The following is a 25,093-nucleotide window of genomic DNA, read 5'->3' on the forward strand; positions in this document are numbered from 1 at the left end:
TGAAATTCAACCTGAATAGCCTTACCTTCGGCGAAAGCCCGGGCTGTTGCAAGCGTATCCGCCGGTTATGGTAGGCAATTGCTGCAGAATGTAACGGTATGTAGCAATGAAAATAATTGTTAAAGATTACGGTTGACGATCTGATCTATTGATCCGATTTTGCAGGATCTCGGAATACAAAGATTCGATTTATGGTTATGAGCAGCCGGAGTAGATCATGTTCAACAGACTCACTGTCGCCAAACGACTCGCCCTGGGTTTTGGCCTTATTCTTTCCCTGATGGTTCTCGTCAGTCTTATCGGTAATCACCGGGTTGGTTTCATCGACACGACTCTCACTGAAGTGGGCGATGACGCTGCCGTAAAGCAGCGTTACGCCATCAACTTCCGCGGCAGCGTTCACGACCGGGCCATTGCGATTCGCGATGCGGTCCTGGTGCGGGACGACCGTGCCCTCAGGACACACCTCCAGGATATCCAGCGCCTGAAGGATTTCTACGTGGAGTCTGCCAGACCCATGGACCAGCTGTTCCGGTCCGCCGGAGCCACCGACCGTGAAAAGGATCTGTTGGCGGACATCAAGGCCATTGAGCGCACCACCCTGGCGCTGACCGAGAAGTTGCTCAACATCCGCCAGGATGGCCGTATTGATGAAGCGCAGGAATTTCTGCTGGAGGAAGTTTCGCCCGCCTACACCACCTGGCTCGACCGCATAAACGCGTTTATCGATCACCAGGAAGCGTTTATTACCACCAACGTGGATGCGGTGCGGGATGCCGCGGGCAACTTCAACAGAGTGATTTTCCTGGTCACCGGTTTTGCCGTGTTGCTGAGCATTGTCGTGGCGGTGCTTATTATCCGCAAGATACGCTCTACCCTGGGTGCGGAGCCTGAAGAGGTCGCCGATGCCATCCGCCGGCTCTCGGACGGTATACTCGACCAGGATATTCAGACCAGGTATCCCGACAGCGTCATGGGCGCACTCAGGGATACGGTGGAACAGCTCGCCGGAATTATCAGCGAGGTCCGTCAGTCGGCAATGGAACTGTCCAGAAGCTCCTCGGAACTGTTGTCCACGTCCGACAACAACAACCGCCAGATTCGCATCCAGTCCGAAGAAGCCGAGCAGATGGCAACCGCCATCAACCAGATGGCGGCTACGGTAAACGAAGTGGCGGGATTTGCCTCCAGTGCGGCAACAGCGACTGGCAAGGCGGATCAGGAGGTGGAAACCGGTAACCGGGTGGTCCAGGAAACAGCCGCTTCTATCGGAGAGCTGGCAGACACCCTCGAGAAAGCGGCGGTGACCGTGCACCGGGTATCCGACGACAGCGCGAATATTGAAAAGATCATTGAAGTGATCAACGCCATCGCTGAGCAGACCAATCTGCTGGCCCTGAACGCGGCCATCGAAGCGGCCCGGGCGGGTACCCATGGTCGTGGCTTTGCGGTAGTGGCCGACGAGGTGCGCTCACTGGCGACCCGTACCCAGGACTCCACCCGTGAAATCCAGGAGATGATCGGCAAACTGCAGACCGGCGCCGCGGAAGCAGCGGACGTGATGGAGACCAGTCGCGACCTGGCCAAAACCACCGTGGAGAAGACCCGTTCCGCCCAACAGGCACTGACGCAGATCCGCCAGGAAGTGAGTGAGATCAATGACATGAATGCCCAGATCGCCAGCGCAGCGGAGGAGCAGAGCAGTGTTGCCGAGGAAGTAAACCGCAACATCAGCCGTATTCACGACTCTACCGTGGAAACGTCCGCCGGTTCCGAGCAGGTCGCCGGCGCCAGCCGCGATCTTGCCACACTGGCTGAGCAGTTGAGCGGGCGGGTCAGCGTATTCCGGCTTAAAGGCTGATACCCAGTACCAGTAACGCCAGGGTTGCCAGCAGTACCGCAACGTTTAGCCCCAGAAGGGTATTAAGTTGTTGAGGGTGGGTGACCGCGGCCGGCAGCCTGAGATTTATCCACAGGGCTGCCGGCAGCGGTGCCAGTGCAAGGGCGCTCCACCCGGGTAACCCACCAGTCAACACCCCCGCTGTGAGTACGCCATAAGCGGCCAGTAACAGGCTGCCGGCGAGACGGGCGGCGGTCGGTTTCCCCACGGTAATGACCAGATGCCGGCGTCCGACTTTACGGTCTGCGTCGGCATCCGGTATCTGGTTGATCAGCAGCAGTTCGCTCACCAGCAGCAATACGATCAGGGAAACGACGAGCGCCGCCGTATCCAGGCGGGCGTCCAGGGCGATCAGGCTGCCCAGAATCATCACCGGGCCGAAGCCCAGCCCCGGAGCAACCAGGCAGATGGCAGGCGAGCGGGTAATCCAGCGGGTGTAGGTCAAGACCAGCACAACGCCGCCGGCACCGAGGACCAGCATCGGTAGCCCCCGGAGCCAGAGAAAGTACAGGCCGATGCCGACCACCAGTGCCAGTGTGCCCAGAGCGGCGATCAGAACCCGTTTTGCGGCTGAGGGTATCTCCGGAAGCGCCCCACTGCCACCGGAAAACGGGGTGCGCCGGGTGATCAGGTCCAGCCCCGAGGTAAAGTCCTCGTATTCATTGAGTAGATTCACCGCCGTGTGGGCCAGCACGGCCCCTATCAGTACCAGGAGGGTATCCAGTAACGCGGGGGCCTCACCCTGCTGCCAGGCCACGGCAACGCCAAGCCCCGCACACAGCGGGGCGAGCACCAGAAAATTGGGGCGGGAAGCGCGTACGACCGCAACGGTTTCAGACATAGCCGGCAGCAAACACCAGTCCGAGCACAATGGGCATAACCACCAGGCTTCCAAGGTTGCCGATCAGCACCAGCGACGCCACCTTGTGGGGCTGCTGCCGGTACTGCTCCGCTACCATGTAGTTGAGCACCGCTGGCGGTAATGCGGCGAAGACCCACAGGGCCGCCACCTGAAGGCCGGGCAGGTCCAGAATCGCGACCATTGGCCAGGCCAGGAGCAGGCCCGAGACGGGGCAGGCAATGGCGCCCAGCATGCCCAGTTTCCAGTCGCTGAAATCCACATCCAGCATGCGTACGCCCAGGGCAAACAGCATCAGCGGAATGCAAACGCCACCGAGCATGTTGAGGGTTTCCAGGAACCATTCGGGCAGGGGAACCCCGCTGACGTTCACCACCAGGCCCGCGATACTGGCAAACACGATGGGCAGGCGCAGTCGCCTGAGAATGGAGGTGTGTGGGTCCAGCATGTAGAGGCCCACGGAAAAATGCAGCAGCATCTCAACAATGAACAGCACGATGGCAGCCGGCAGGGCCGCGTCCCCGAACGCGAACACCAGCACCGGAAGGCCCATGTTGCCTGAATTGTTGAACATCATCGGTGGCAGGAAGGTCTTGATGTTCAGCTTCAGAACCCTGGCCAGGGGATAGAGAATAATCCCGGACCCCAGAACGACCACCGTCGCCGCGAGCGCCAGGCTGGTATATTCCTGCAGCGGCGCCTTCTGGTCTGCCAGCACCGCGAACACCAGCATGGGTACGAACAGCTCCATATTCAGGGTGTTCAGGCCCTGGATATCGGGACTGCGGTAGCGGCCATAAAGCGCGCCGCAACCGGCAATCAGGAAAACCGGCAACATCGTGGACAGGATCTGGGCAAGCATGTATTGGCTCCGAAAAAGCACCGGGATGCACAAATAATCCGGTAGGTTCGCAATTATTGGCGGTAACGGGCAAGCAAAACCTGCATCCTTGCGACCAAAGATGGGCCCTGCGGTTGCGGCTGTTAACACTCCTGCCCCAGAATGACGACAGCACTCATTACCTTTTTGTTGACGTCATCATGGAGGCCCTTCGTGCCAGATTCCTTTGACAGGCTCCTTCCGCGGGAAAATACCTGCTCGGTAAAGTTCGATGCCCGCAAGGCGGTATTCGGCCGCGAGGATGTGATCCCCCTCTGGGTGGCAGATATGGATTTCCCGGCGCCGGAGGCGGTTACGCAGGCGCTGGAGAAAAGGGCCGGGCATCCGGTTTATGGCTACACGCTGTTTCCGGAGAGCCTGTACGCGGCCATCATCGACTGGTTCGAAATCCATCATGGCTGGACCATCGAGCGGGACTGGATCCTGATGGCTCCGGGCGTGGTGCCTTCACTCTACGCCGCGGCACTGGCGTTTGCCGAGGAGGGCGAGGGCGTCATTATCCAGCCACCGGTCTACCCTCCCTTTTTCAGCGCCGTTCAGAAAACCGGCCGCGCAGCGATCGAAAATCCGCTTGAACGGGTGGATGGCCGCTATCGGATGAACCTGGAACACCTTGAGGCTTGCGCGGCGCGGGACGATGCCCGGGTACTGTTGCTGTGTTCGCCCCACAATCCGGTGGGACGGGTGTGGAGCGAAGCCGAGCTCAGGGCGGTGCTGGCGATTGCCCGGCGCCATAATCTGATGGTGCTGGCGGATGAGATCCACTGTGACCTGGTGTACCCGGACAGGCCTGGCCATCATGTACTGGCGCGCCTGGCCGGCCCGGATGATGCCCTGGTTACCGCTGTGGCACCCAGCAAAACCTTCAATATGCCGGGGCTGGGGCTGTCGGCGCTGGTGGTGGCCAACGAATCCCATCGCAAGGCACTGCAAACTGTTTTCGATGGCATGCACATGAACCAGTGTAATCCCTTCAGCATCGCCGGTTTCGAGGCCGGTTACCGGAACGGTGGTGCCTGGCTTGAGCAACTCATGGCCTACCTGCAGGGTAATCGTGATTTCGTGATCGACTATGTTCAGCGACACCTGCCCGGCATTCGGGTAACAGAGCCTGAGGGCACCTATCTGTTATGGCTGGATTGTTGCTCCCTGGGGATGACTGACCCGGAACTGAAACAGTTCTTTGTGCACCGCGCGGGCGTCGGAATGAACCCGGGAATCACCTTCGGCGAAGCCGGCAGGGGGTTCATGCGCATGAATATTGGTTGCCCGCGGCGGGTGCTGGAGACCGCCCTTGAACAGATCCGGCAGGCGATGGCGACACTGCCGGGTTAATTTTCTCCACCGGTCCAGCGGTGTTTGCGGCGAAGCCCGGTGGTGCGGGTAGCCAGAAAAAGACCGGCGAGGATCAGCAGGCCGCCAATAATGTGGGAAAGCCCGAGCCGCTCGCCCAGGAAAATCCCTGCCATCACCGACGCGAACACCGGGGTCAGGTACATGAAGATGGCCGCTCTTGCCGGCCCGACCCGGTGCACGCCGTGGTTCCAGAAACCGTACGCCAGAATGCCCGGGAAGATGGCAAAATACATCATCGGCAATGCGGTTTGCCGGTTGAGGTCGAACCCGCCGGAGAAAAACAGCAGGTCCGCCAGGTAGAACGGCAGGATCACCATCGTGCCGCAGGCAATCTGGACGGTCAGGAACGTCAGCGGCGGCAGCGGCACGGCCTGGCGGCGAAGCAGCACTGAAAACAGACCCCAGCTGAACACCGCCAGTACCATGATCAGGTCGCCCGGTTGTGCCTGCAGGCCGGTAAGTACCGAAAGATCCCCGCGGGCGACCACCGCTACAATGCCCAGCACTGCCAGTGCGATACCCAGTGCCTGCACCGGACGGGTGCGGTCACCCAACAGCAGCCACGCCAGTAATGCGACCATGATGGGAATGGTGGCGTTTATCAGCGCGATATTGGTGGCCGTGGTGGTAACTGCGGCAAAATAGAGCAGGGAGTTGAAGGCGGCGACGCTGAAAGTGGCCAGTGCCAGCATTGACAGCCAGTGCTGTCGAATGGTCTGGCGCTGGCGCCAGACGCCGGGCAAGCCGAACGGCAGCAGGATTGCCAGGGCGATAACCCATCGCCAGAAGGACATGGACAGCGGCGGAATCTCGCCCACCACGCCCTTGGCAACAACCGCATTGCCTGCCCAGAACAGGGGCGTCAGGACAAGGCCGATATAGGCCAGCCACAGAGGTGGTTTCGAGGTTTCTGAAGACACGCGGACTCCTGTCGGATTCCTGAAGTATTTCAGGAGCCCGACAGGATACTACTCTGCGGGCACTTCTGCCTCCGTACCTACGTGGTAGGCGGCGAAACCCGCCATGACAACCTGATCCACGGCCATTCCGATGACCCGACCGTTGCTGCTGGCTTTTATCGTGTGCTGGGCGTTGGTGATGGGATCGGACACGTAGCCCAGGATTTCACCCTCGTCGACCTTGTCGCCCAGTTTGGTCTCACTGAACAGGATGCCGCCATGTTCGGCCCGTACCCATTCAGAGTTGTAATACACCGGCTCCGGGTCCCCCCAGACAAACATTCTTGAAATCATGCCCTGCCTGTCCATCAGGCTGGTCAGGCTGTTGACCCCGGCCTTGATCTGGTGCTCCTGGATTCTCAGGGACTCGCCCGCTTCCATGGTGACAGCGCGGATGCCGGCGTCAATGGCGGCAAACCGGAGCATGCCGCTGCTACCGGTGCTGTGAACCACCGCCATGCGGTCGAACCCGCGGGTCAGCTCCGCCACATCGGGATTGTTCATGTCGGCGCGCAGCTGGGGCAGGTTGGTGCGCTTGAGGGAGCCGGTGTGGATGTCCACCAGCATGTCGCAATGACGAATCACGTTTTCGAACAGCGAGTGGGCAATCCGGTCGGCCAGGCTGCCGTCGGCGCTGCCGGGGAAATGCCGGTTAAGGTCGCGGCGGTCGGGCAGGTAGCGGCTGCCCTGCTGAAAGCCCGGCAGATTGACTATGGGAACTCCGATAACGCGCCCTGAGAGTTTGGCCGGCTCCAGGTCATAGACGGTGCGACGAATGATCTCGATGCCGTTAAGCTCATCGCCGTGAACAGCCCCGGTCAGGCACAGGGTGGGGCCCGGCTTGGCGCCGTTGACCACCAGCACGGGGGTTGGCTGGGACAGGCCGGCTCCCTGGATAGCCGGTGACCACGACAGCCGTGTGGCGGTTCCGGGCGGCACCTCTGAGCCCAGTAGCGACAGGATGGACGCTTCTTCCTGCGATACAGGCTGTTCTGCAGGCGCTTGCGGTTCCAGTAACTGCAGCGGTTCGGACTGCTCGACGTCCTCGACATTTTCGTCCTCGGCAAGTTCTGCAATGAGGATGTCCTGTTTCACAGAGCTGTCAGTTTGTTCTGCATGGGCAGTCGGCAGGGCTACAAGGCTGCCGCAGAGTGCGGGTATCAGGCCAGCGCGGAACAGTGGTGTCAGCCAGCGGTACAGCATAATTTCTCTCAGGTTGACGGCCATTCGGGGCCAGGTGTCCGGTATTGGCAGGACGGGACAAGGATAATGGCCGCTAAGTTCCCTGAATACCGCTGTGACAAAGGTTTAATGCCGTTTTCATGAAGTTTTTGTGTATTTCCGCAAAATGACCTATTGGTGGAGTCTACAGGACGCCTGTTACGGTTCTGTACCTGTTATACGTCTGAAAGGGAGTTAACTCTATGGATCTTTTGCGAGTTCTGATTGCGATTTTGTTACCGCCGTTGGGTGTTTTTTTACAGGTAGGGATAGGCAAGCACTTCTGGATCAACATCCTGTTGACCCTTCTCGGCTACATTCCCGGCATTGTTCACGCGGTGTGGATTATCGCCAAGAAATAGCATGGCCCCGGATGGAGCCATGCCATGAGAGACAATTGAGAGCAGGCCTGGGCTCAGGTGTGCGATGTGGCATGCCAGGTCTCGCCCTCCCTGGCCGCCCTTCCCTCCGTTTCCAGCTTCAACAGATGGGCCAGCGCCGAGCGTGCAGCCACCCCGTGAAGAGCGCCCGGCACGTCATCGTACGCTTCCGCTGTGAGATCCTTCAGAGTGGTTCTGGTCTGGCTTTTCAGAACCCGGGCCACCTTGTGCTCGCGCGCGAGGCGATGGGTAATGAGGTAATCAACAACCGCTTCCGGGTGCCCCATCAGAAAGCCGTGTGCCGGGGCAATGAAACGTACTGGTTCGTCCAGCAGCTCATAGAGCGATTCAAGGTAGGCCTTCATGTCGCCGTCCGGGGGATTGATCACCACCGTGGAGCCCTGCATGACATGATCCCCTGAAAACAGCAGCTCCTGTTCCAGGAGGAGGTAACACAGGTGGTTGGAGGCATGGCCCGGGGTGTGAAGCACTTTCAGCGAGCCTGCGTCGGTTTTGATCACATCTCCGTGGACAGGTTCCTCGTCTGGCGCAAAGGTCGGGTCCTGGGCGGCACCGGCCGGTGCCGGCTGGCCATAAACCCGGCACCCGGTTCTGGCTTTCAGTGCCACAGTGCCGGGTGAATGATCCTGATGGGTGTGGGTAACCACCACCTGATCGATCGCCCCGCCGGTGAGTTCCAGGATCCGTTCAATGTGGGCCGGGTTGTCCGGCCCTGGGTCCAGCACTGTAAAACGTTTGTGGCCCAGCACATAGGTGTTGGTGCCCGGGCCGGTCATCATCCCCGGATTAGGCGCTGTCAGCCGCACGACACCGGCGGCCACTTCCACCGGCTCACCGGGAACAATCTCGGCATGGGTCGAGCCTTCGCCTTCCGGGTCCAGCTTGGCGGCTTCGTCATAGGCCGGTGCTCCCGGTTCCAGCAGCACCGGCCTGCCCTTCTTGAGCGCCGGCCATGACTTGCTGGGGTACGGCTCGGGCGGATTGGCGTGGGCGTAACGCATCACCTCTCCGGTGGTGTCGAAATCGCTCAGCACCCGCAGCGTACGGATAGTGGGCAGGCCCAATAGACGCCGCCCGCTGCGATGATCTTCCAGTGCTTCTGCAGGGCTCAGCCAGACATTATCAATGGTCTCCACTCCGTCATGGCTGGCCAGCTGATTTTCCGGCGACACCGCTACGAAAAACCGGGTATCAAACCGGCGGGGCGGCCCCGGAGGGGTAATCCAGTGCCCCAGATAGGCCAGCCGGTCCAGCGGAATCGTCAACTTGTGCCGCTGGCAAACCTCCGACAGCGTCAATTCACCCCTGAATAACGCCATCCGGTCCTGATGAACCGGGTGCCCGGTCGTTACTTCTCGATCATCCTGGTCCTGCGCCACCAGAATGCCGGCTTCTTCAAAACACTCCCTGACCGCCGCCAGCATATAGTCAGCTCCGCCTTCGTCCAGGCTCATGGTCTGACTGATATCTGTATCGCCACGGCCTATGGCATGTGCACGTCCTTTTATATCCTGCTCGTCGATAGAGCCACCGGGAAAGACAAAGAATCCGGGCATGAAGACGGCTTCCCAGGTTCGTTGCAGCAACAGTACCTTCAGACCATTGGCAGTATCTTTTGTCAGAACCAGCGTTGCAGCAGGGCGAATATCCATAGAATGTCCGTTGATTTATTTTAGTGATTCAGGTGCGCGTTAAAGTTTGAAGCGGGGATTGGGAGAGTTCTTTCAAAACTGTGCGTAGCCATGGATGGCGGAGCTCAAGCGCCACAGGGATGTGCTTGAGCGTGTTTTGAAAGACCTCTCCCCATCTCCGCCGCTCCCAAAGCCTGAAAGCGCCGGAGCCTGGCTACCAAGATAACCAATGTCAGGCAAACTGTCTCGCGTGAAGGGAGGATAACAACCAAGTATCATTGGCTGCAGCTGCAACTTCTCCAGACAGGAATCCAACTTTGGCCCGTATCAAGCTCTCTTTTCCGGATGATGCCTTTTATTTTGAAACCAAGATGCCGGTTCGCATCACCGATATCAACGGTGCCAACCACCTGGGCAACGATGCCCTCATCTCCATGCTGTCCGAAGCCAGGGCCCAGTTTCTGGTGAACTATGGCGTTCAGGAGGCCGATAAAGACGGCGTGGGCATCATCGTCACCGACCTGGCGACCATGTACCAATCCGAGTCCTTCTTTCCGGAGATGCTGAGGTTTGAGGTGGGGTTAGTGGACTTCAACAAATATGGTGGCGATTTCGTGTTTCGGGTCACCAAGGCTGAAAGCGGGCAGCCAGTGGCCCTGGCCAAATACGGCTTCGTATTCTTCAACTATCAGCGCAAATCTGTTGTGCCCATGCCGGAGAGCTTCCGGGCACGATTTGCCGGTCACTGATCCGGCGGTCCCTTGCGGGTCCGGGGAGAACACTTCAGTTTCCGGTGCAGCGCCGCCTTGGCCATCATGTGGGCGCTGACCGGTGCGGTCACGAACAGGAACAGGGCGACCAGCGCCTCGTGCACCGACAGTCCGCCTTTCAGAAAACTGAAATACAGCAACGAGGCTACCAGAATACAGCCCACGCCAAGGGTGCTGGCCTTGGTGGGGCCATGCAGGCGCATGTAGACATCCTTCAGGCGCGCCAGACCAATGGAACCGATCAGCGCCACGATGGCACCGGTTACCAGGAAGAAAGTGATTATCAGCTCCAGCAGCAGCGGCATCTCGGAACCATTCATTCGATCACATCCCCCCTCAGCAGGTACTTGGTCATGGCTACGGTGCCGACGAACCCCATCAGCGCAATCAGCAGGGCCGCCTCGAACAGAATGCCCAGGGACATCTGGATGTCTGCCAGTACGATCAACGCAATGCTGTTGATCATCAGGGTATCCAGGGCAAGGATCCGGTCGACAATATCAGGCCCGATGGCCAGCCGGTAGAGGTTGAGAAGCACAGCGATACAGAACACGCCGATCACGACCGGAATCACGGTACCAATCACTGGAAGATCTCCTTTAATGGCCGTTCGTAGCGTTCCTTGATCTGGGACACCAGTTCATCCTCGTCGGTAACATGCAGGGAGTGAATCAGCAGGGTCCCGGCGTCGCTGTCGTAATGAGCCGTCACCGTGCCCGGTGTCAGGGAGATGGTGCTCGCCAGAATGGTGATGGCAAAATCGTCATCGAGCTCCAGGGGGTAGGTAACGAAACCCGGCGTCAGTTGATTGGGGTACCAGAGGATACGTTTTGCCACGATCAGGTTTGAGCGCACTATATCGACCATCAACACCAGAAAGTATCTGAGCAGAGGCAGCAGATAGCGCACTTTCGCCTGCTCCGGCCAGAATGCCCGGGTTATAAAGGGGATGAACAGGCCCAGGGCCAGCCCGAGCAGCATGTGCGCCACCGAAAAACTGTTGACCATCAATAACCATAGCACCGCCAAAAACAGCGAGAATAGCGGCCTTGGCAGCCAGAATTCGCGACGGGTCATTCAGCCACCTCCCCGCCCTGGCGGATGTAATCGCCCAGCACCGCATTCACGTAGCCGGACGGCTGGTAAACAAGTTTTGCCGCGGCCTCCAGGTAGTCCATGACCGGTTGGGCGAAAAGCGCAAGAGAGAAACTGATGGCAACCATCACACAGACGGTGGCAGTGCGGGCATGATCCAGCCCCCGGGTTTTGGCGACGGTGCGGGCGTGGGTGGCCGAGTGCTCCTGGGGCCGCCAGAACCAGCCTGAGCCGGCCCTGCTGAGGGCGGCGATGATCAGCAGGCCGGAAATCAGGATGGCAGCCCACAGCCAGAGATACCCTGGTAATTGCAGGGATGACTGCAGAATCCACGCCTTGCTGACGAACCCGCTGAAGGGTGGCAGGCTGGCCATGCTGACGGCGGCCACCAGAAATACAGTGCCCAGAACCCAGCGGTGGGCCAGGGGTGAGATGATCGAGAAACGGTCGTAACCGTCGTCGCGATAGTGCCCGATCAGATCTGCCAGCAGGAAGAACACCGCCGTCATACAGGTACTGTGCAGCAGGTAGAAAAGACTGGCGGCAAGCAGTTGCTCGTCGTTGCGCGAGAGGGTCGCCATCAGTATGCCCACGGACACGATCACCATGTAGGCCGTCAGTGTCCGCAGGCTGGCAGCACCCAGTACGCCTATGGCCCCAAGCGCCAGTGTGATCAGCGCCGTTGGCCAGAGCCATGCCATGACAGTGCCGTTGGCGGGCGCCCCGTCATCGAGACCGAAAACCACGAGAAACACTCGCACCATGGCGTAAAACCCCACCTTGGTCATGATGGCGAACAGGGCAGCGACCGGCGCACTGGCAGCGGAGTAGGCCCTTGGTAGCCAGAACAGCAATGGCAGCAGGGCGGCCTTGATGCCGAACACCACCATCAGCAGGAGCGAGGCCGCTTTCAGCAGCGGCAGGTCTGCCTCCGGGGCGTTGGCAATCCTGTGGGCCAGGTCAGCCATGTTGAGAGTGCCCGTGAGACCGTAAAGAATACCCAGCGCCAGCAGGAACAGAGCCGAGCCGGCCAGATTGATGATCACGTAGTGCAGGCCCGCCCGGCTGCGGGCCCGGCCACCACCGTGGAGTAACAGCGCGTAGGAGGCGATCAGCAAAACCTCGAAAAACACAAACAGGTTGAACAGATCGCCGGTGAGGAAGGCGCCATTGATGCCCATAAGCTGGAACTGCATCAGGGCGTGGAAGTGGGAGCCTTCCCGATCAGAGCCGCGACTGGCATAGAGTACGCAAAACAGGCTCAGCAGGGCCGTCAGCAGCAACATCACGGCACTGAGCCGGTCCAGCACCAGCACGATCCCGAAGGGCGGTGCCCAGTTACCCAGGCGGTACAGCGTATAGTCCGCGACACCGGCCTGGAGCACCGCCCAGATCCCGAAGACCACCAGCAACAGGCAGGAGCCAATGCCCAGTGAGCGCTGGCGGCCGATATTGTAGCGGTACATAACCAGCAGGAAGGCGCCGGTCAGCAAAGGTATCACCACGGGCAGGATCATCAGGTGGTTCATTGGCGGTCCTCGTTCGGATCTTCGCCATCCACGTGATCACTGCGCAGCTCCACGGCCGCTTTCAGGGCCAGTACCACCACAAAGGCCGTCATCGAAAAGCTGATGACAATCGCCGTGAGTACCAGTGCCTGGGGAAGTGGGTCGGTAGGGTCGCTTACCAGTCCAACCACCGCCGGGGAGGCTGTGGTCAGCCGGCCCATGCTGAACAGGAACAGGTTTACGCCGTGGGATAACAGCGTCAGGCCCAGCACGACCGAAAAGGTGCGTGCCCGGAGTATCAGGTACACGCCGGTGCTGGTCAGCACGCCCAGGGTAATGGCTATCACCAGTTCCATCAGCCAACCTCCCGGCCGGGCCCGGCCACGGTCATCAGTTTGCCGAGGTTTGCCAGGATCAGCAGCGTGGCCCCGACCACGGTGGTGTAGACCCCCAGGTCAAACAGTAACGCTGTTGCCAGTTCGAATTCGCCAATCAGTGGCCAGTCCATGTGGCTGAAGGCCGAGGTGAGGAAAGGGTAACCCACCACCCAGCTTCCCAGGCCGGTAGCGGTTGCAATCAGCAGGCCGGCTCCAATCAATGGGCGGAAATGGGTGAGCATCCGCTCCTGTGCCCACACCAGGCCACCGGCCATGTACTGCAACGTGAGGGCAACGGCGGTCACCAGCCCGGCGATAAAACCGCCGCCGGGCATGTTGTGACCGCGCAGGAAAATGTAGGCGGACACCAGCAGGGCGATGGGCAGGGCCATACGGGAGACCATCTGCAGGATTATCGGGTGGGGCTCGGCGAAGCCTTTTGCGGTGCCGGCACTGGCCACCCGTTCCTTCAGGTGCAGGTCCCGGGTAAACGCGAATACGGCAACAGCGGCAATGCCAAGCACGGTGATTTCCCCCAGCGTGTCAAAACCGCGGAAGTCCACCAGAATAACGTTGACCACGTTGGTTCCACCCCCACCGGGAACGCTGTTGGCGAGGAAGTACCCCGAGATGGTATCCGCCGGCCGGGTCAGCACCGCGTAGGCAAGCAGTCCCACGCCGGTTCCGGCCAGCCCGGCCAGGCTCAGGTCGCGGACGATTCGGCCGGCGCCGGATTCACGGGGTGAGGTCTGGGGCAGGAAAGACAGCGCCAGCATCATGATCACCACCGCCATGACTTCAACGGACAACTGGGTGAGTGCCAGGTCCGGCGCTGAGAACTGGGCGAAAGCCAGGGTGACAAACAGGCCGGTGACCGACAGCAGAAGTAGCGCCGGCAGGCGCTGGTGGTGGAACAGTGCAACGCCGATGGCTGACAGGCAGAGGATAACCGCACCGAACACCACCATGGCATTCAGGTCGGTCAGTTCGGACGGGCCTCGCCAGCCACTGTAACCGCTGAGCATCCACAGCGCAGGAGCGATGGCGGCGACCAGAATAAAGGCCAGGTAGCGCTGCAATGAACCGTTTTCCAGGCGGTAGACCAGTGACTGGGCGAAGCGGATGCACTGCTGCATGATCTGCTCAAAGATATTCTTGGCATCCACCTCCGGTAACTGGCGGTGGATGGCAACCAGGGGGCCGCGGGCAAGGTAGAACACGATGCCACCAACCATCGCAATCATGCTCATCATGGCAGGCACCTGGGCACCCGACAGGGCGGAAAAGTCATACAGCGGCAGATGGCTCATTGAAGTAGCCATCACCGCCAGGTGAATCACACTGTCGTAGGTGGCTTGCGGTGCCAGACCCATCAGCAGGGAGGCAGCCGCAAGGATAAACAGTGGTACCAGCATGCCGAATGGCTTCTTGCGGGGAGGCCAGTGGGGCAGATCCACCGGTTGGCCGTTGAAAAACACGTTGTGGAAAATGCGCACGGAATAGGCCACGGAAAACAGGGCAGCGACGGTGACCCACGCCGGAATCAGGGTATTGGCCCAGTGGGGCGCGGTGACCAGAAGGCTCTCCGAAAACAGCATCTTTTTGCTGAGGTAGCCGCTCATCAGTGGCAGGCCCGCCATGGCCGCCGCCGGCACGGCGGTGATCAGCATCAGTATCGGCATGGTTCGCCACAAACCGTTGATGTTGCGCATATCCCGGCTGCCTGTGGCCTGGTCAACGATACCGGCCATCATGAACAGGGGGGCTTTGAACAGGGCGTGGGTGGTCAGGTGGAACAGGGCCGCCGCCATGGCCATCTCGCTGCCCATGCCTATCAGCAGAGTGATCAGCCCCAGATGGGAAATGGTCGAATAGGCCAGCAGGCCCTTGATGTCGTGCATGAACATCGCGACGAAGGCGCCGACCATCAGAGTGACCATGCCGGTAATGGTAATCAGGCCGAACCAGAGTTCAGTGTCGCCCATGGCCGGATGTAGGCGGGCCATCAGGAACAGGCCGGCTTTCACCATGGTGGCGGAATGCAGGTAGGCAGACACCGGCGTTGGCGCCGCCATGGCGTGGGGCAGCCAGAGGTGGAAGGGGGCCTGGGCCGACTTGGTGAAGGCTCCCAGCAGAATCAGCGACAGCGTCAGTGGGTAGCGATCATCGCTGACGATGACATCGGTCGCGGCCAGCACATCGCTGATCTGGTAGCTGCCAACAATCTGTCCCAGCAGCAGAATGCCGCCTAGTAAGGCCAGGCCACCTCCGCCGGTGATTACCAGCGACATGCGTGCACCCCGGCGGGCATTGCGGCTGGACCAGGTAAAACCGATCAACAGGAACGACACCAGACTGGTCAGCTCCCAGAAGATCAGCATGAACAGCAGATTCTCCGACAGCACAATGCCCAGCATCGCAGTCATGAACAGCTGGATCAGTACGAAGAAGCGGCCTGCCGTGTCCTTGCCGGCAAAATAGTAACGGGCGTAGACAATGATCAGGCAGCCGATGCCGGTAATCAGCGTGGCAAACAGCCAGCTCAGACCGTCCAGCCGGAAGGCCAGTTCAAGGCCGATGGCGGGCACCCAGGACAGGGAATAGACGAGGGCTTCGCCGGTCTGGATCCGGGGAAGATAGCTGAGCAGAAGCAGCAGGCAGATGGCCGGGGCGATCAGCGCAACCAGCGCGTGGGTCTGCACGTGATCCGGGCCGGGCCGCTTCAGTCTTGATAGGAACGAAGCAATCGCTCCCAGTACGGGCAAAAAGACGAGAAGCCCAATGTCCATAACGGAATTCAGCCGGTCAGGAGTGAGTTCTTCAAAGCATTCAGCTTATTAGCATTTTTCATCTATAGCCAATCTTTGAGATTTTTTCATTCTTATAAGTCAAGAATCGGCGTGCAGAGCCGTCAGTTTGCGGATGCCCTGGCGGTAAAAAGCATACGCCATGACACCGGCCAACAGGTTACCAGCTAAGGCACCGGTCATCAGCCCATTGATGCCGCCAATCTGTGCACCGAACCAGAGAAAAGGCAGAAAACACAGAAACAGGCGAAGAGTGGAAACCAGCAGGGCCCGCATCGCCAGACCGAGGGCATTGCAAACCGATACCATCAACATGCAGACGCCCAGTCCGCTGTAGCTTAGGGGTACGCGAACGAGGTAGCTGCCGAGCACATCACTTACTTCCCGGTCGCTGGTGAACAGTTCCGATACCAGCCCCGAGGCCATCAGCCAGATCAGGCCGATGGCCAGTTGCCAGACCACCACGAAGCGGACGGCAAGCCGGACGAGTTTGCGGATCTGCCCCAGTTCGCCGGCGCCCAGCATGCGCCCCACCATGGGTGGCATGGACATGGTCAACGCCAGTACCACCACGATGGAGAAAAACTCCAGGCGCGTACCCAGGCCCCAAGCGGCTACCGCCGCTGATCCGAATCCGGCCACCAGGGCAGTGGCCACCATGGCGGAAACGGGCGGCATCAGCTGGCTGACCATGGCAGGAGCCATAATGGCGTTCAGCTGCCTGAGTGCCTTGCCCAGGGCCAGCTGCTTCAGGTCAAATCGCAACCAGCCGCAACGGAGCAGTTTGGGGTAGATGAACAGGCAGCCAATACCGAACGCGGTAACCGTGGCCAGTGCGGCGCCGGGCAGACCCCAGCCGAAAACAAAGATGTAAAGCGGGTCGAGGGCAATATTGGCAAGGCTGGTGGCCACCATCATGTAGCCTGGCAGTTTGGTGTCGCCGTGGGAACGACACACGCTGTAGCCGAAATAGAGCATTGCCCCGGTCCAGGCGGAGAGCAGCCAGGGTATCCAGTAGGTGCGAATCAGCGGCAACAGGCTCTGTTCGGCGCCAAGGGCGGCCATGATCTGGGTCTGCAGCAGCCACATGGCAATGCAAAGAATCATCACCAGAATTGCGCCCACGGTGACCACCAGGCCGCCCAGGCGCTCGGCTCGAAGCTGGTCGCCTGCGCCCAGAGTGCGGGAAATAATGGCAGTGGTGGCGATGCCCAGGCCCACCTGCAGTCCGATGATCAGCTGTTGCATGGGCAGGGTGAAGCCCAGGGCTGCCAGCGGGTCCCGACCGAGCTGGCCGATAAAGGCACTGTCTACCAGTTGAAAAGTCATCAACGACAGCACGCCGAAGAGCATGGGCCAGGTCATGGTAAACAACTGGCGCGGCAGGCTGGCTTTGGAGTCGGCGTTGGTCACGTTGGGGTTTTGGTTCCTGGCGTTTTAACTGGGGCGAGAGTCTAGCAGGTTTGGCTGGTGGGGAGGGGGTGTGAGTTTGAAGGCCGGATCAGGCCCAGGCGGGCCGTAATCCGACAGCAAACCTCAACGGATCAGAAAATTAAAGCGCCGAAAGTGCCGCCTCGTAATCCGGCTCATCCTTGATATCCCCCACCAGTTCGCTGTGCAGGACCTTGTTGTCCTCATCCAGAACCACCACTGCGCGGGCACACAGGCCGGCCAGCGGTCCGTCCTGAATGGCAACGCCATAATCCTGCTGGAAGCTGTAGTTGCGGAAACTGGACAGTGTGATCACGTTCTCGAGGCCCTCGGCGCCACAGAAACGGCCGGCAGCGAATGGAAGATCGGCGGAGATAACCAGCACCACGGTGTTGTCCAGGCTGCTGGCTTTTTCGTTGAATTTGCGGGTGGAGGTGGCACAGGTTGGGGTGTCGACACTGGGGACGATATTCAGAACCTTGCGTTTGCCCGCCCACTTGTCGAGGGTGACGTCTTCCAGGCCCTGTGTGGTCAGCGTGAAGTCGGGGGCGGTGTCGCCTGTTTGCGGTAAGGTGCCGCTGACGGTAATCGGATCGCCGCCGAGTGTTACGTTGCTCATTTGGAACTCCCTGTTTCTGGCCGGATGGATTTGTTTCAAAACAACTTACTCTGTGTAGTTCATTTTGGATGCTTTTTCATCCATTCGCCCGATTAATCGGTGTCAGGCCGGCTCGAATCCGGGTGCCGGATGTCGCTGGACCAGCAGCAGGTAGCTGGCCAGGGCTGCGGTGGAACAAATGGCGATGGTAGCCGCCATCACCAGGGAGGTGCCGTCGTGGAAGTGCCCTACCAGCATGCCGATGGTGGCTGCCACCAGCATCTGGGTAAAGCCGAAAAGTGCAGAGGCGGAGCCGGCCATGCTGGGGAAATTGGCCAGGGCGCCGGCCATGGTCTGGGGCAGCACCATGCCAACGCCAATCATGAATAGGGACTGGGGCAGGATCACGGCCCAGACGTTGTAGACCTGCGTCATCGACAGGGCGGCCATCAGCCCGCCACCGGCCACCGAGACCAACAGACCCCTGACCAGAATCTGGTCTGGCACCAGGCGGCGGCCAAGGCGAATGGCAGTCAGGTTACCGCCGATGTAACCGGCCACGATACAGGCGAAGAACAGGCCAAAGTGCTGTGGCTTCACTCCCAGGAAATCGATCAGCACAAACGATGATCCGGAAAGGAATGCAAAGAGACCGGCGAAGGTCAGGGAATTGGTCAGGGTGTATCCCAGGAAACTGACGTCAGAGCCAATTGCCCGGTAGTTTTTCCACAGACTGCCGATGCGCAGGGACTGCCGGTGCTCCGGACGCATTGGCTCGGGAATGCCCACCGCGATTACCACGGCCATCACCAGGGCATAGCCAGCCAGCGCCAGGAAAATGGACTGCCATCCCAGTCCGACCACCATGAATCCGCCGAGGGTGGGTGCGATGGCTGGTGCCACGGCCATGATGCTGGCGAGAATGGCCATGATCTTCGCCGCATCCCTTGGGGAGTAGATATCCCGCACTGCCGCCCGGCCCAGTACAGGCCCGGCGGAGCCGCCGAGGGCCTGCAGGAAGCGGGACAGGATCAGCGTTTCAATGTTGGTGGCCAGGGCACAGATAACACTGGCAACCGCAAACAGCAGAAAGCCACCGATGATGATCGGCTTGCGCCCGAAACGGTCGGCGAGGGGACCACAGACCAGCTGGGCCAGAGCAAAACCTGCCATGTAGACGCTCAGCGTAAGCTGAACCTGCCCGGTACCGGCTGACAGGGACTCTCCCATACTTGGCAACGCCGGCAGATACATATCAATCGCCAGCGGCCCGAGGGCGACAGCGGCTGCCAATAATATCGTTGTCCATACACTGGTTAATGCGAGCATCTTCTTTCCTGCGTAGCTCTCGAACATAACTTTCGAAACGCGGCGGCGGATACGTCCTTCTGAAACACGCTGTGAATACATCCCTGTACGCTCGGCTCCGCCATCCATGGCTCCGCACGGTTTCAGAAGGACGTATCCGCCGCCGCTTCCTGAAACAATGGTTCAAGTCTACGCACTAACCTGGCCCTGATAACGGCCGTCTGTTTCATACAACGTATGAACAACACAGATGAGTTAGCTGTTGAGATCGTTCATTGTCGCTGCCACGCCATTGACGTGGTTGCGGATCCAGCGGTGGGCGGGGTCGTTCTGGTTGCGTTTATGCCAGAGCATTAGCAGCGTGAAGGGTTTGTAGTCGAATGGCAGGGGCGTCGAGGCAAAGTCCTTTAGTAAGTGCTCACTCATGCGCTTTGGTGCCGTCGCCAGCATGTCGGTTCCGCGCAGGAAGCCCGGCAGGCCAGAGAAGTTGGACACGGTGACGGCCGTTCGGCGGGTCAGGCCACGAGCCGACAGAGAGTCTTCAAACGCCGTTTTCTCACCGGTGCCGAACAGGATGCCGATATGGTCCGCTTTCAGGTAATCCGCCAGGGATTCAGGTGCCTGCCGGTGAGCCGGGTCGTAAAAAACCACCATGTGATCGGCCATCAGTCCTCGCTGCATGATATCTGTAGCTTCCGGGGCATGGGGTGAAACAATCAGGTCGCACAGGTCCTTGCGCAGCATGTCGGCGGTGGGTATGCCCGAGGGGATGACCTGCAGGCGGATGCCGGGGGCCTGCCGCCGGAGTACCGACAGTAGGCCGGGTAACAGCAGATCGCGCTGGTAGTCGTTGGCGGCGATGGTGAAGGTGAATTCGGCGCTTGTCGGGGTGAATGGCGGGCCGGAAGACAGGGAATGGAGGTCGTCAAGTATCTGGCGGATATGGGGCCCGGCCTGGATGGCGTAGCGGGTGGGCACAATACCGCGGCCGGATTTCACGAACAGGGCATCCCCCAGGGCCTCGCGCAGGCGGTCCAGGGTGTGGCTGACGGCCGACTGGCTCACGCCTAGGCGTATGGCAGCCCGGGATACACTGCCTTCGTCCAGCACGGCGATGAAGGTGCGGAGGGCGCGGATGTCAAGGTTAAACGTATCAATGGAGTTCATGAATGGCAGTGTACTCCACGAACCAGGGTTTTTCCTGCGCCGGTATGGACGGGGTTTGCGTATGAGGTCCTTTTGCCCAATAGTTTGAGTGAGCATTCAAAACATGGTGTCGCTTGGTTTACGATGTAGTGAAGCTGAGTGGATAACAAAGGAGAGCCCGATGAAGCCGATACTGGCGTTTGATGTGTACGGAACCCTGGTAGACCCGATGGGTATGGCCGAATTGCTGGCCCCGGACGCGGGAGAGGTTGCGGAATCGGTGAGCTCCCAATGGCGGGAGAAGCAGCTGGAGTTTTCCTTTCGCAAGGGCCTGATGCGGATGTATGAGGATTTTGGCGCCTGTACCCGCCAGGCGCTGCGGTATGCGATGGCGAGTCATGGGCTTGAGCTGAGCGCGGAGCGTGAGGATGAGCTGATGGGGGATTATCTGTCCCTGCCGGCGTTCGAGGATTCTTTGCCGGCGCTGAAGTCCCTTGAGGGGCATTATCGGATGTATGCGTTCTCCAACGGTACCTACCCGGCTCTGAAGAAGGTGTTGGGGCACAACGATCTGCTGGTGATGTTTGACGGGCTGGTGTCGGTGGATGACATAAAAAGTTTCAAGCCGGATCCGGCGGTGTATGCCTATGCCCGAAGGGCGACGGGGGCGATGGATCAGCCGCTGTGCCTGGTGTCCAGCAATGCCTGGGATGTGATCGGGGCCCGGGCAGCGGGGCTAATGGCCATCTGGGTGCAGAGGGATGCCGGTAAGGTGTTCGAGGACTGGGGGATTCAGCCGAATGCGGTGGTTCGCAGTTTATCGGAGTTGCCTGATACGCTGGCCGGACTCTGACCTCTGGTAGCGCGTGGTTATGGCAAGAACGTCCATCACCTATGGCAAACCGGTCACTTCAGGCCACTGCCCAAACGCGCCAACCATTGGTATCATTTGGCCATCGCAATAAAACCAACAACAGGACAACCATGCTCAGCTTTCTGCCAGCCCCGGTCATCGGCGTACTCAGCTCCATCCTGCTGGGACTCAACACCTTGTTCTGGTGCCTGCTCCTCTATATTCCGGCCATTTTCAAACTCATCATCCCGCACCAGGGCTTCCGCGTGCTCTGCACCAAAGCCATTATCTGGATCTCCGAGTCCTGGGTGGCCTGCAACACCGGCTGGATGAAGCTTACCCATGGCACCAAATGGACCGTACACGGTGCTGAAAAACTCAAACGGGAAAGCTGGTATCTGGTGCTCAGTAATCACCAGAGCTGGGTCGACATTTTTGCCATGCAGCGGGTATTCAACCGCCGGGCGCCGTTTCTCAAGTTCTTTCTCAAGCAACAGCTGATCTGGGTGCCGGTGATCGGCCTGGCATGGTGGGGGCTGGATTTCCCGTTCATGAAACGCTATAGCCGCGAGTACCTGATCAAGCACCCGGAAAAGCGCGGTGAAGACCTCAAAGCGACCCGTCAGGCGTGCGAAAAGTTCCGCTATACCCCGGTGAGCATCATGAACTTTGTGGAGGGCACCCGGTTTACCCAGGCCAAGCATGACCAGCAGAAATCAAAATACACCCATCTGCTGACCCCCAAGGCAGGCGGTGCAGCCTTTGTGCTGGATGCCATGGGAGACACCATCGACACCCTGGTGGATGTGACCATTGCCTATCCGGGTGGTGCACCCAGCTTCTGGGATTTCATGTGTGGCAGGGTCAGCGAAGTGAAAATCGAGATCGATACTTTCCCGATTCCGGATCACCTCAAGGGCCGGGACTACGCCACTGATGCGGAGCATCGCAGAAACGTCAAGAACTGGCTGGCGGAACAGTGGCGGGCGAAAGATGAACGCCTGTCGAGGATGCTGGAGCAGAGCTAGCTGTATCAGCTCTGCTCCTCCTCATCGTCAACCTCATCGGGGTGTTCTTTCTTGTAACGCTCCCACTCTTCCCAGTCATGAGGCGTGCCGGCATGGGGGCGCTTCAAGCGCCTGGCATGCTCCATGGCGTTGTGGCGCAGGCTGTGGTCCCGCTCCTCTTCTTCCTCCTCGAAGCCGTACTTCTTGAGGAATTCAGTCGGGCTGATAGGCATCCGGATTCACCTCCACGGTAACAGGGCGTTCCCTGGTAATACGTTGGTGCTCCGAAGCCGGATTTTCAAGCATCGCCTTTGGTGTCAGATTCCTTGCCCGCCGCCGGGGCGTCAGCCGGCGTTTCCGTCAGGTTGAACAGGATCTGTTTGCGCTCGTCATCGACGCCGGCAAAGGTAACGGTCACGGGCTGCTCAAGCTGGAACATGCGGCCATTCTTGTTGTGAACCAGGCGCAGGGTTATCGGATCGAAGCTGAACTTGCCATCGAGGGTCTTGCAGCTGACAAATCCCTCCAGCCCGTTGGCGTCCAGTCGCACGAAAAAGCCCGAGGGAGTAGTGCGGCTGATAACGCCGGTCATGGTTTCCTCGCCCAGGGTGCGGGCGAAGTCGCTCTTCAGCCAGCTTTCCAGGCTGTTGGCGGCCTGTCGCGCCCGGAACTGGGTCAACTGCAGTTCCGCCAGCTGTGCCTCGTTCAGTTCACTCACTGGCTCCTGCCACAGAATCGATTTGATCAGCCGATGCACATGGAAGTCGCTGAACTTGCGCAGTGGTGAGGTAAACGTGGTGTAGGCGGCCAGGCCCATGCCCTGGTGGGGTGCCGGTGTAAACGACAGCTCAGCACGGGCAAGCTGGCGCGAAATGATGGCCTTGACCGGCACCTCCGAGTCCAGGCCTTCCGTCTGTTTCATCAGGTCGCGGAAGCCTTCTGCACTGGTGGCGTCCACTCCGGCGAGATCAGGGGCGTAACCTTCCAGCAGGGCCCGAACATTGTCGGCCCGGTCGTCCCGCAGGCCTGGGTGCTGAATGAAGAGGCCCTTTTCCTGCTGGCCGAGGAAGTCGGCGGCACAGCGGTTGGCGGCGATCATGCATTCCTCCACCAGGCGGTGGGCCTCGTTCTGCACGGACGGTTCGATCAGGCGCACCCGGCGGTTTTCATCGAGGCGCAGGCGGAATTCCGGGCGGTCGCCGTTCACCAGCGCATGCTCGTTGCGCCACTTTCGAAGCGCGGTGGCGGCCTGGTGGAGCTGGTCGAGGCTGTTGGAAACGTCGTCCGCCAGTGCGTTTACGTCCTCGGCTTCCCGGCCTTCGATCAGGTTGGAGACCAGTTCGTAGCTGAGTTTGCCGTGAGAGCGGATCACCGCCCGGTGGAAGCTGTATTCGCCAAGACTGCCGTCGTTGTTTACCTGCAGGTCGCAGACCAGCGCCAGGCGTCTGACGTCCGGCATCAGCGAGCACAGGCGGGTGCTGAGGGTATCCGGAAGCATGGGCAGCGGTTCGCCGGGGAAATAGATGGCGGTAGCCCGGCGGAAGGCTTCTTGCTCGGCGGGGCTGCCCGGCTCAACCACCGCAGTGGGGTCAGCGATGGCAATGGAGAGTTTCCAGCCAGTGACGTTGGGCTCGGCCAGCAGGGCATCGTCCATGTCCTGGGTGCCGGGACTGTCGATGGTGACATAGGGCTGGTCAGTACGGTCTTCCCGGCCCTCGCCCCTGGCTTCAATCACGGACTCGTCCAGTGCATCGGCCTGTTGGTTAACAGCTTCCGGCCAGGTATCCGGCAAGTCGAAAGTGGCAACTGTGAAAGCGCGCTCGATGCCGGTCTGCCCGGCCTTGCCAATCACTTTCAGGATCTTCGCCTGGCCCTTGCCATCGCTGATGGGGTGTTTGTGGATGCGACAGTAGATGTAGTCGTCAGGCTCGGCGTTCTGGCGCTCTTTCGGTGGAATGAAGATCCAGCGGTTGATGCCTGGCGTCTCGGGTACTACAAAGTGGCCTTTGCCCCGAACAAGATAGCGGCCCACAAAGGTGTCCAGGCTTGTTTCCAGCAGTTCGTCCACCACGCCCTGGGTCTTGCCTTTGTCGCCTTCCTGCTCGGTAACGGTAACCCGGTCTCCGGGCAGGACTTTCTGCATCTCTTCCGGCGGCAGGAACACATCCCTGCCTTCATCCAGTGCTACGAAGCCGAAACGCCCGTTGGTGGCTTTGACAGTGCCGGGAAACACCACCTTGTTTTCTTCAATATCGGACTTCAGCTGGCGCAACTGGGTGAGGGCGTCGGCGTTTAACATGAACAGAACCTGACTGGATAAAATTTGAATGTTGCGGGGGAGTATACCGGTTATGGCGGTATGAGTCAGACCTGTTACACGTGGTTAATCTCCCGGCTCGATTCCTCGGCCGGGATGATCTCGGGGCGAAGTAAAGTCTAGTTGTGCTCTGAAAACACCCTGGTCTGACCGCTCTCGTTAAACATCAGCACCTGGTAACGATCCTTGCGGTCGCCCATCTCCATTCCCGGTGAGCCTACCGGCATGCCCGGTACCGCCAGGCCCTTCGCCTTCGGGGCCTCGGCGATCAGGCGGTGAATATCGTTGGCAGGCACGTGGCCCTCGATCACGTAGTCACCGACAAACGCGGTATGGCAGCTCGCCAGCGACGATGTAAGGCCGGCATCGATCTTGATGGGATTGAGGTTGTTGGTTTCCGTGACTTCTACCTTGAAACCATTGTCTTCCAGGTGGTCCACCCAGTCGGTGCAACAGCCGCAGGTGGGGGACTTGTAGACGTGGATGTCCTTGAGCTCTTCCCCGGCCTGCAATTGGCCGTTCAAACCAACGGTGGCGACGAGGCCCAGGGCCAGCATGTGTTTTTTCATGACGTTACCTCAGTGATGTTGGTTATGCTCGTTGTCCGCTTTGTTACCGTCGGAGGGCGACAGCCAGAACCACCAGACG

24 protein-coding genes are annotated in these 25,093 nt (G+C 59.8%); 6 read left to right on the plus strand and 18 right to left on the minus strand.

All coding sequences use genetic code 11. The annotated features are described in order from the left end of the window. Positions 1–217: 217 nt before the first annotated feature. Complete coding sequence (locus DIT71_RS06060; RefSeq protein ID WP_114612292.1) at positions 218–1,861, plus strand: methyl-accepting chemotaxis protein; 1,644 nt, start codon at positions 218–220, stop codon at positions 1,859–1,861. On the opposite strand, the gene DIT71_RS06065 is transcribed toward DIT71_RS06060, so the two are convergent. Both DIT71_RS06065 and DIT71_RS06070 read right to left on the minus strand, forming a co-directional pair. Beyond that, positions 1,851–2,741, minus strand: coding sequence for a prenyltransferase (locus DIT71_RS06065; protein WP_114612293.1), 891 nt, complete (start codon positions 2,739–2,741; stop codon positions 1,851–1,853). The two genes, DIT71_RS06060 and DIT71_RS06065, sit on opposite strands and share 11 nt — an antisense overlap. Further along, a complete protein-coding gene (locus DIT71_RS06070) occupies positions 2,734–3,621 on the minus strand; it encodes an AEC family transporter (RefSeq protein WP_114612294.1) in 888 nt (295 codons plus the stop codon). Before DIT71_RS06070 ends, DIT71_RS06065 begins: the two co-directional genes overlap by 8 nt. 192 nt (positions 3,622–3,813) lie before the next feature. Here DIT71_RS06070 and DIT71_RS06075 point away from each other — a divergent pair, with 192 nt between their 5' ends. After that, a complete protein-coding gene (locus tag DIT71_RS06075; RefSeq protein ID WP_227537968.1) occupies positions 3,814–4,995 on the plus strand; it encodes a MalY/PatB family protein in 1,182 nt (393 codons plus the stop codon). On the opposite strand, the gene DIT71_RS06080 is transcribed toward DIT71_RS06075, so the two are convergent. After that, complete coding sequence (locus DIT71_RS06080; protein WP_114612296.1) at positions 4,992–5,936, minus strand: DMT family transporter; 945 nt, start codon at positions 5,934–5,936, stop codon at positions 4,992–4,994. The genes DIT71_RS06075 and DIT71_RS06080 overlap by 4 nt on opposite strands. Before the next feature lie 48 nt (positions 5,937–5,984). Continuing rightward, entirely contained in the window at positions 5,985–7,202 is a 1,218-nt protein-coding gene (locus DIT71_RS06085; protein WP_227537969.1) for a succinylglutamate desuccinylase/aspartoacylase family protein, read from the minus strand. A gap of 197 nt (positions 7,203–7,399) precedes the next feature. Here DIT71_RS06085 and DIT71_RS06090 point away from each other — a divergent pair, with 197 nt between their 5' ends. After that, positions 7,400–7,558: a YqaE/Pmp3 family membrane protein gene (locus tag DIT71_RS06090; protein ID WP_114612297.1), complete on the plus strand. Its 159-nt coding sequence runs from the start codon at positions 7,400–7,402 to the stop codon at positions 7,556–7,558. Between the two features lie 53 nt (positions 7,559–7,611). Here DIT71_RS06090 and DIT71_RS06095 read toward each other — a convergent pair whose 3' ends face one another. Further along, complete coding sequence (locus DIT71_RS06095) at positions 7,612–9,249, minus strand: MBL fold metallo-hydrolase (RefSeq protein WP_114612298.1); 1,638 nt, start codon at positions 9,247–9,249, stop codon at positions 7,612–7,614. A 296-nt stretch (positions 9,250–9,545) separates the two neighbouring features. Here DIT71_RS06095 and DIT71_RS06100 point away from each other — a divergent pair, with 296 nt between their 5' ends. Next, entirely contained in the window at positions 9,546–9,977 is a 432-nt protein-coding gene (locus tag DIT71_RS06100; protein ID WP_114612299.1) for a thioesterase family protein, read from the plus strand. On the opposite strand, the gene DIT71_RS06105 is transcribed toward DIT71_RS06100, so the two are convergent. The 10 genes from DIT71_RS06105 to DIT71_RS06150 form a co-directional block, all read right to left on the minus strand. Then, complete coding sequence (locus tag DIT71_RS06105; RefSeq protein ID WP_227537970.1) at positions 9,971–10,318, minus strand: Na+/H+ antiporter subunit G; 348 nt, start codon at positions 10,316–10,318, stop codon at positions 9,971–9,973. The genes DIT71_RS06100 and DIT71_RS06105 overlap by 7 nt on opposite strands. Next, a complete protein-coding gene (locus tag DIT71_RS06110; protein ID WP_114612300.1) occupies positions 10,315–10,584 on the minus strand; it encodes a K+/H+ antiporter subunit F in 270 nt (89 codons plus the stop codon). Before DIT71_RS06110 ends, DIT71_RS06105 begins: the two co-directional genes overlap by 4 nt. Then, on the minus strand, positions 10,581–11,075 hold the full coding sequence (locus DIT71_RS06115; protein WP_114612301.1) for a Na+/H+ antiporter subunit E: 495 nt from the start codon (positions 11,073–11,075) through the stop codon (positions 10,581–10,583). Before DIT71_RS06115 ends, DIT71_RS06110 begins: the two co-directional genes overlap by 4 nt. Then, entirely contained in the window at positions 11,072–12,622 is a 1,551-nt protein-coding gene (locus DIT71_RS06120; protein WP_114612302.1) for a monovalent cation/H+ antiporter subunit D, read from the minus strand. The genes DIT71_RS06115 and DIT71_RS06120 overlap by 4 nt, the downstream gene beginning before the upstream one ends. Further along, a complete protein-coding gene (locus DIT71_RS06125; RefSeq protein ID WP_114612303.1) occupies positions 12,619–12,957 on the minus strand; it encodes a Na+/H+ antiporter subunit C in 339 nt (112 codons plus the stop codon). Before DIT71_RS06125 ends, DIT71_RS06120 begins: the two co-directional genes overlap by 4 nt. Continuing rightward, positions 12,957–15,767: a monovalent cation/H+ antiporter subunit A gene (locus DIT71_RS06130; RefSeq protein ID WP_114612304.1), complete on the minus strand. Its 2,811-nt coding sequence runs from the start codon at positions 15,765–15,767 to the stop codon at positions 12,957–12,959. Before DIT71_RS06130 ends, DIT71_RS06125 begins: the two co-directional genes overlap by 1 nt. 99 nt (positions 15,768–15,866) lie before the next feature. After that, complete coding sequence (locus DIT71_RS06135) at positions 15,867–17,150, minus strand: MATE family efflux transporter (protein ID WP_114612366.1); 1,284 nt, start codon at positions 17,148–17,150, stop codon at positions 15,867–15,869. Positions 17,151–17,337: 187 nt separating this feature from the next. Next, positions 17,338–17,835, minus strand: a complete 498-nt coding sequence (tpx, locus tag DIT71_RS06140; protein WP_114612305.1) for a thiol peroxidase — start codon at positions 17,833–17,835, stop codon at positions 17,338–17,340. 102 nt (positions 17,836–17,937) lie between these two features. Next, positions 17,938–19,143, minus strand: coding sequence for a Bcr/CflA family multidrug efflux MFS transporter (locus DIT71_RS06145; protein WP_114612306.1), 1,206 nt, complete (start codon positions 19,141–19,143; stop codon positions 17,938–17,940). Positions 19,144–19,377: 234 nt separating this feature from the next. Further along, a complete protein-coding gene (locus tag DIT71_RS06150) occupies positions 19,378–20,289 on the minus strand; it encodes a LysR family transcriptional regulator (RefSeq protein ID WP_114612307.1) in 912 nt (303 codons plus the stop codon). 160 nt (positions 20,290–20,449) lie between these two features. On the opposite strand from DIT71_RS06150, the gene DIT71_RS06155 reads away from it, so the two are divergent. Then, positions 20,450–21,121: a haloacid dehalogenase type II gene (locus DIT71_RS06155; protein WP_114612308.1), complete on the plus strand. Its 672-nt coding sequence runs from the start codon at positions 20,450–20,452 to the stop codon at positions 21,119–21,121. 131 nt (positions 21,122–21,252) lie between these two features. Continuing rightward, on the plus strand, positions 21,253–22,149 hold the full coding sequence (locus tag DIT71_RS06160; protein WP_114612367.1) for an acyltransferase: 897 nt from the start codon (positions 21,253–21,255) through the stop codon (positions 22,147–22,149). A gap of 5 nt (positions 22,150–22,154) precedes the next feature. Here DIT71_RS06160 and DIT71_RS06165 read toward each other — a convergent pair whose 3' ends face one another. The 3 genes from DIT71_RS06165 to DIT71_RS06175 all read right to left on the minus strand — a co-directional run bounded on the left by DIT71_RS06165 (position 22,155) and on the right by DIT71_RS06175 (position 25,014). Continuing rightward, positions 22,155–22,361: a hypothetical protein gene (locus tag DIT71_RS06165; RefSeq protein WP_114612309.1), complete on the minus strand. Its 207-nt coding sequence runs from the start codon at positions 22,359–22,361 to the stop codon at positions 22,155–22,157. 65 nt (positions 22,362–22,426) lie between these two features. After that, a complete protein-coding gene (locus DIT71_RS06170; RefSeq protein ID WP_114612310.1) occupies positions 22,427–24,427 on the minus strand; it encodes a ribonuclease R family protein in 2,001 nt (666 codons plus the stop codon). Positions 24,428–24,564: 137 nt separating this feature from the next. Further along, positions 24,565–25,014: a DUF411 domain-containing protein gene (locus DIT71_RS06175; RefSeq protein WP_114612311.1), complete on the minus strand. Its 450-nt coding sequence runs from the start codon at positions 25,012–25,014 to the stop codon at positions 24,565–24,567. Between the last annotated feature and the right edge of the window lie 79 nt (positions 25,015–25,093).

It is taken from the genome of Marinobacter vulgaris (genome assembly GCF_003344045.1).
Taxonomy (GTDB): domain Bacteria; phylum Pseudomonadota; class Gammaproteobacteria; order Pseudomonadales; family Oleiphilaceae; genus Marinobacter; species Marinobacter vulgaris.

Excerpts from the sequence above, each read along its gene's own strand:
- DIT71_RS06060 (WP_114612292.1), top strand. The coding sequence starts at position 218 with ATGTTCAACAGACTCACTGTCGCCAAACGACTCGCCCTGGGTTTTGGC.
- DIT71_RS06065 (WP_114612293.1), bottom strand. The coding sequence starts at position 2,741 with ATGTCTGAAACCGTTGCGGTCGTACGCGCTTCCCGCCCCAATTTTCTG.
- DIT71_RS06070 (WP_114612294.1), bottom strand. The coding sequence starts at position 3,621 with ATGCTTGCCCAGATCCTGTCCACGATGTTGCCGGTTTTCCTGATTGCC.
- DIT71_RS06085 (WP_227537969.1), bottom strand. The coding sequence starts at position 7,202 with ATGGCCGTCAACCTGAGAGAAATTATGCTGTACCGCTGGCTGACACCA.
- DIT71_RS06090 (WP_114612297.1), top strand. The coding sequence starts at position 7,400 with ATGGATCTTTTGCGAGTTCTGATTGCGATTTTGTTACCGCCGTTGGGT.
- DIT71_RS06095 (WP_114612298.1), bottom strand. The coding sequence starts at position 9,249 with ATGGATATTCGCCCTGCTGCAACGCTGGTTCTGACAAAAGATACTGCC.
- DIT71_RS06105 (WP_227537970.1), bottom strand. The coding sequence starts at position 10,318 with ATGAATGGTTCCGAGATGCCGCTGCTGCTGGAGCTGATAATCACTTTC.
- DIT71_RS06115 (WP_114612301.1), bottom strand. The coding sequence starts at position 11,075 with ATGACCCGTCGCGAATTCTGGCTGCCAAGGCCGCTATTCTCGCTGTTT.
- DIT71_RS06120 (WP_114612302.1), bottom strand. The coding sequence starts at position 12,622 with ATGAACCACCTGATGATCCTGCCCGTGGTGATACCTTTGCTGACCGGC.
- DIT71_RS06125 (WP_114612303.1), bottom strand. The coding sequence starts at position 12,957 with ATGGAACTGGTGATAGCCATTACCCTGGGCGTGCTGACCAGCACCGGC.
- DIT71_RS06130 (WP_114612304.1), bottom strand. The coding sequence starts at position 15,767 with ATGGACATTGGGCTTCTCGTCTTTTTGCCCGTACTGGGAGCGATTGCT.
- DIT71_RS06135 (WP_114612366.1), bottom strand. The coding sequence starts at position 17,150 with ATGACCTGGCCCATGCTCTTCGGCGTGCTGTCGTTGATGACTTTTCAA.
- tpx (WP_114612305.1), bottom strand. The coding sequence starts at position 17,835 with ATGAGCAACGTAACACTCGGCGGCGATCCGATTACCGTCAGCGGCACC.
- DIT71_RS06145 (WP_114612306.1), bottom strand. The coding sequence starts at position 19,143 with ATGCTCGCATTAACCAGTGTATGGACAACGATATTATTGGCAGCCGCT.
- DIT71_RS06150 (WP_114612307.1), bottom strand. The coding sequence starts at position 20,289 with ATGAACTCCATTGATACGTTTAACCTTGACATCCGCGCCCTCCGCACC.
- DIT71_RS06155 (WP_114612308.1), top strand. The coding sequence starts at position 20,450 with ATGAAGCCGATACTGGCGTTTGATGTGTACGGAACCCTGGTAGACCCG.
- DIT71_RS06160 (WP_114612367.1), top strand. The coding sequence starts at position 21,253 with ATGCTCAGCTTTCTGCCAGCCCCGGTCATCGGCGTACTCAGCTCCATC.
- DIT71_RS06165 (WP_114612309.1), bottom strand. The coding sequence starts at position 22,361 with ATGCCTATCAGCCCGACTGAATTCCTCAAGAAGTACGGCTTCGAGGAG.
- DIT71_RS06170 (WP_114612310.1), bottom strand. The coding sequence starts at position 24,427 with ATGTTAAACGCCGACGCCCTCACCCAGTTGCGCCAGCTGAAGTCCGAT.
- DIT71_RS06175 (WP_114612311.1), bottom strand. The coding sequence starts at position 25,014 with ATGAAAAAACACATGCTGGCCCTGGGCCTCGTCGCCACCGTTGGTTTG.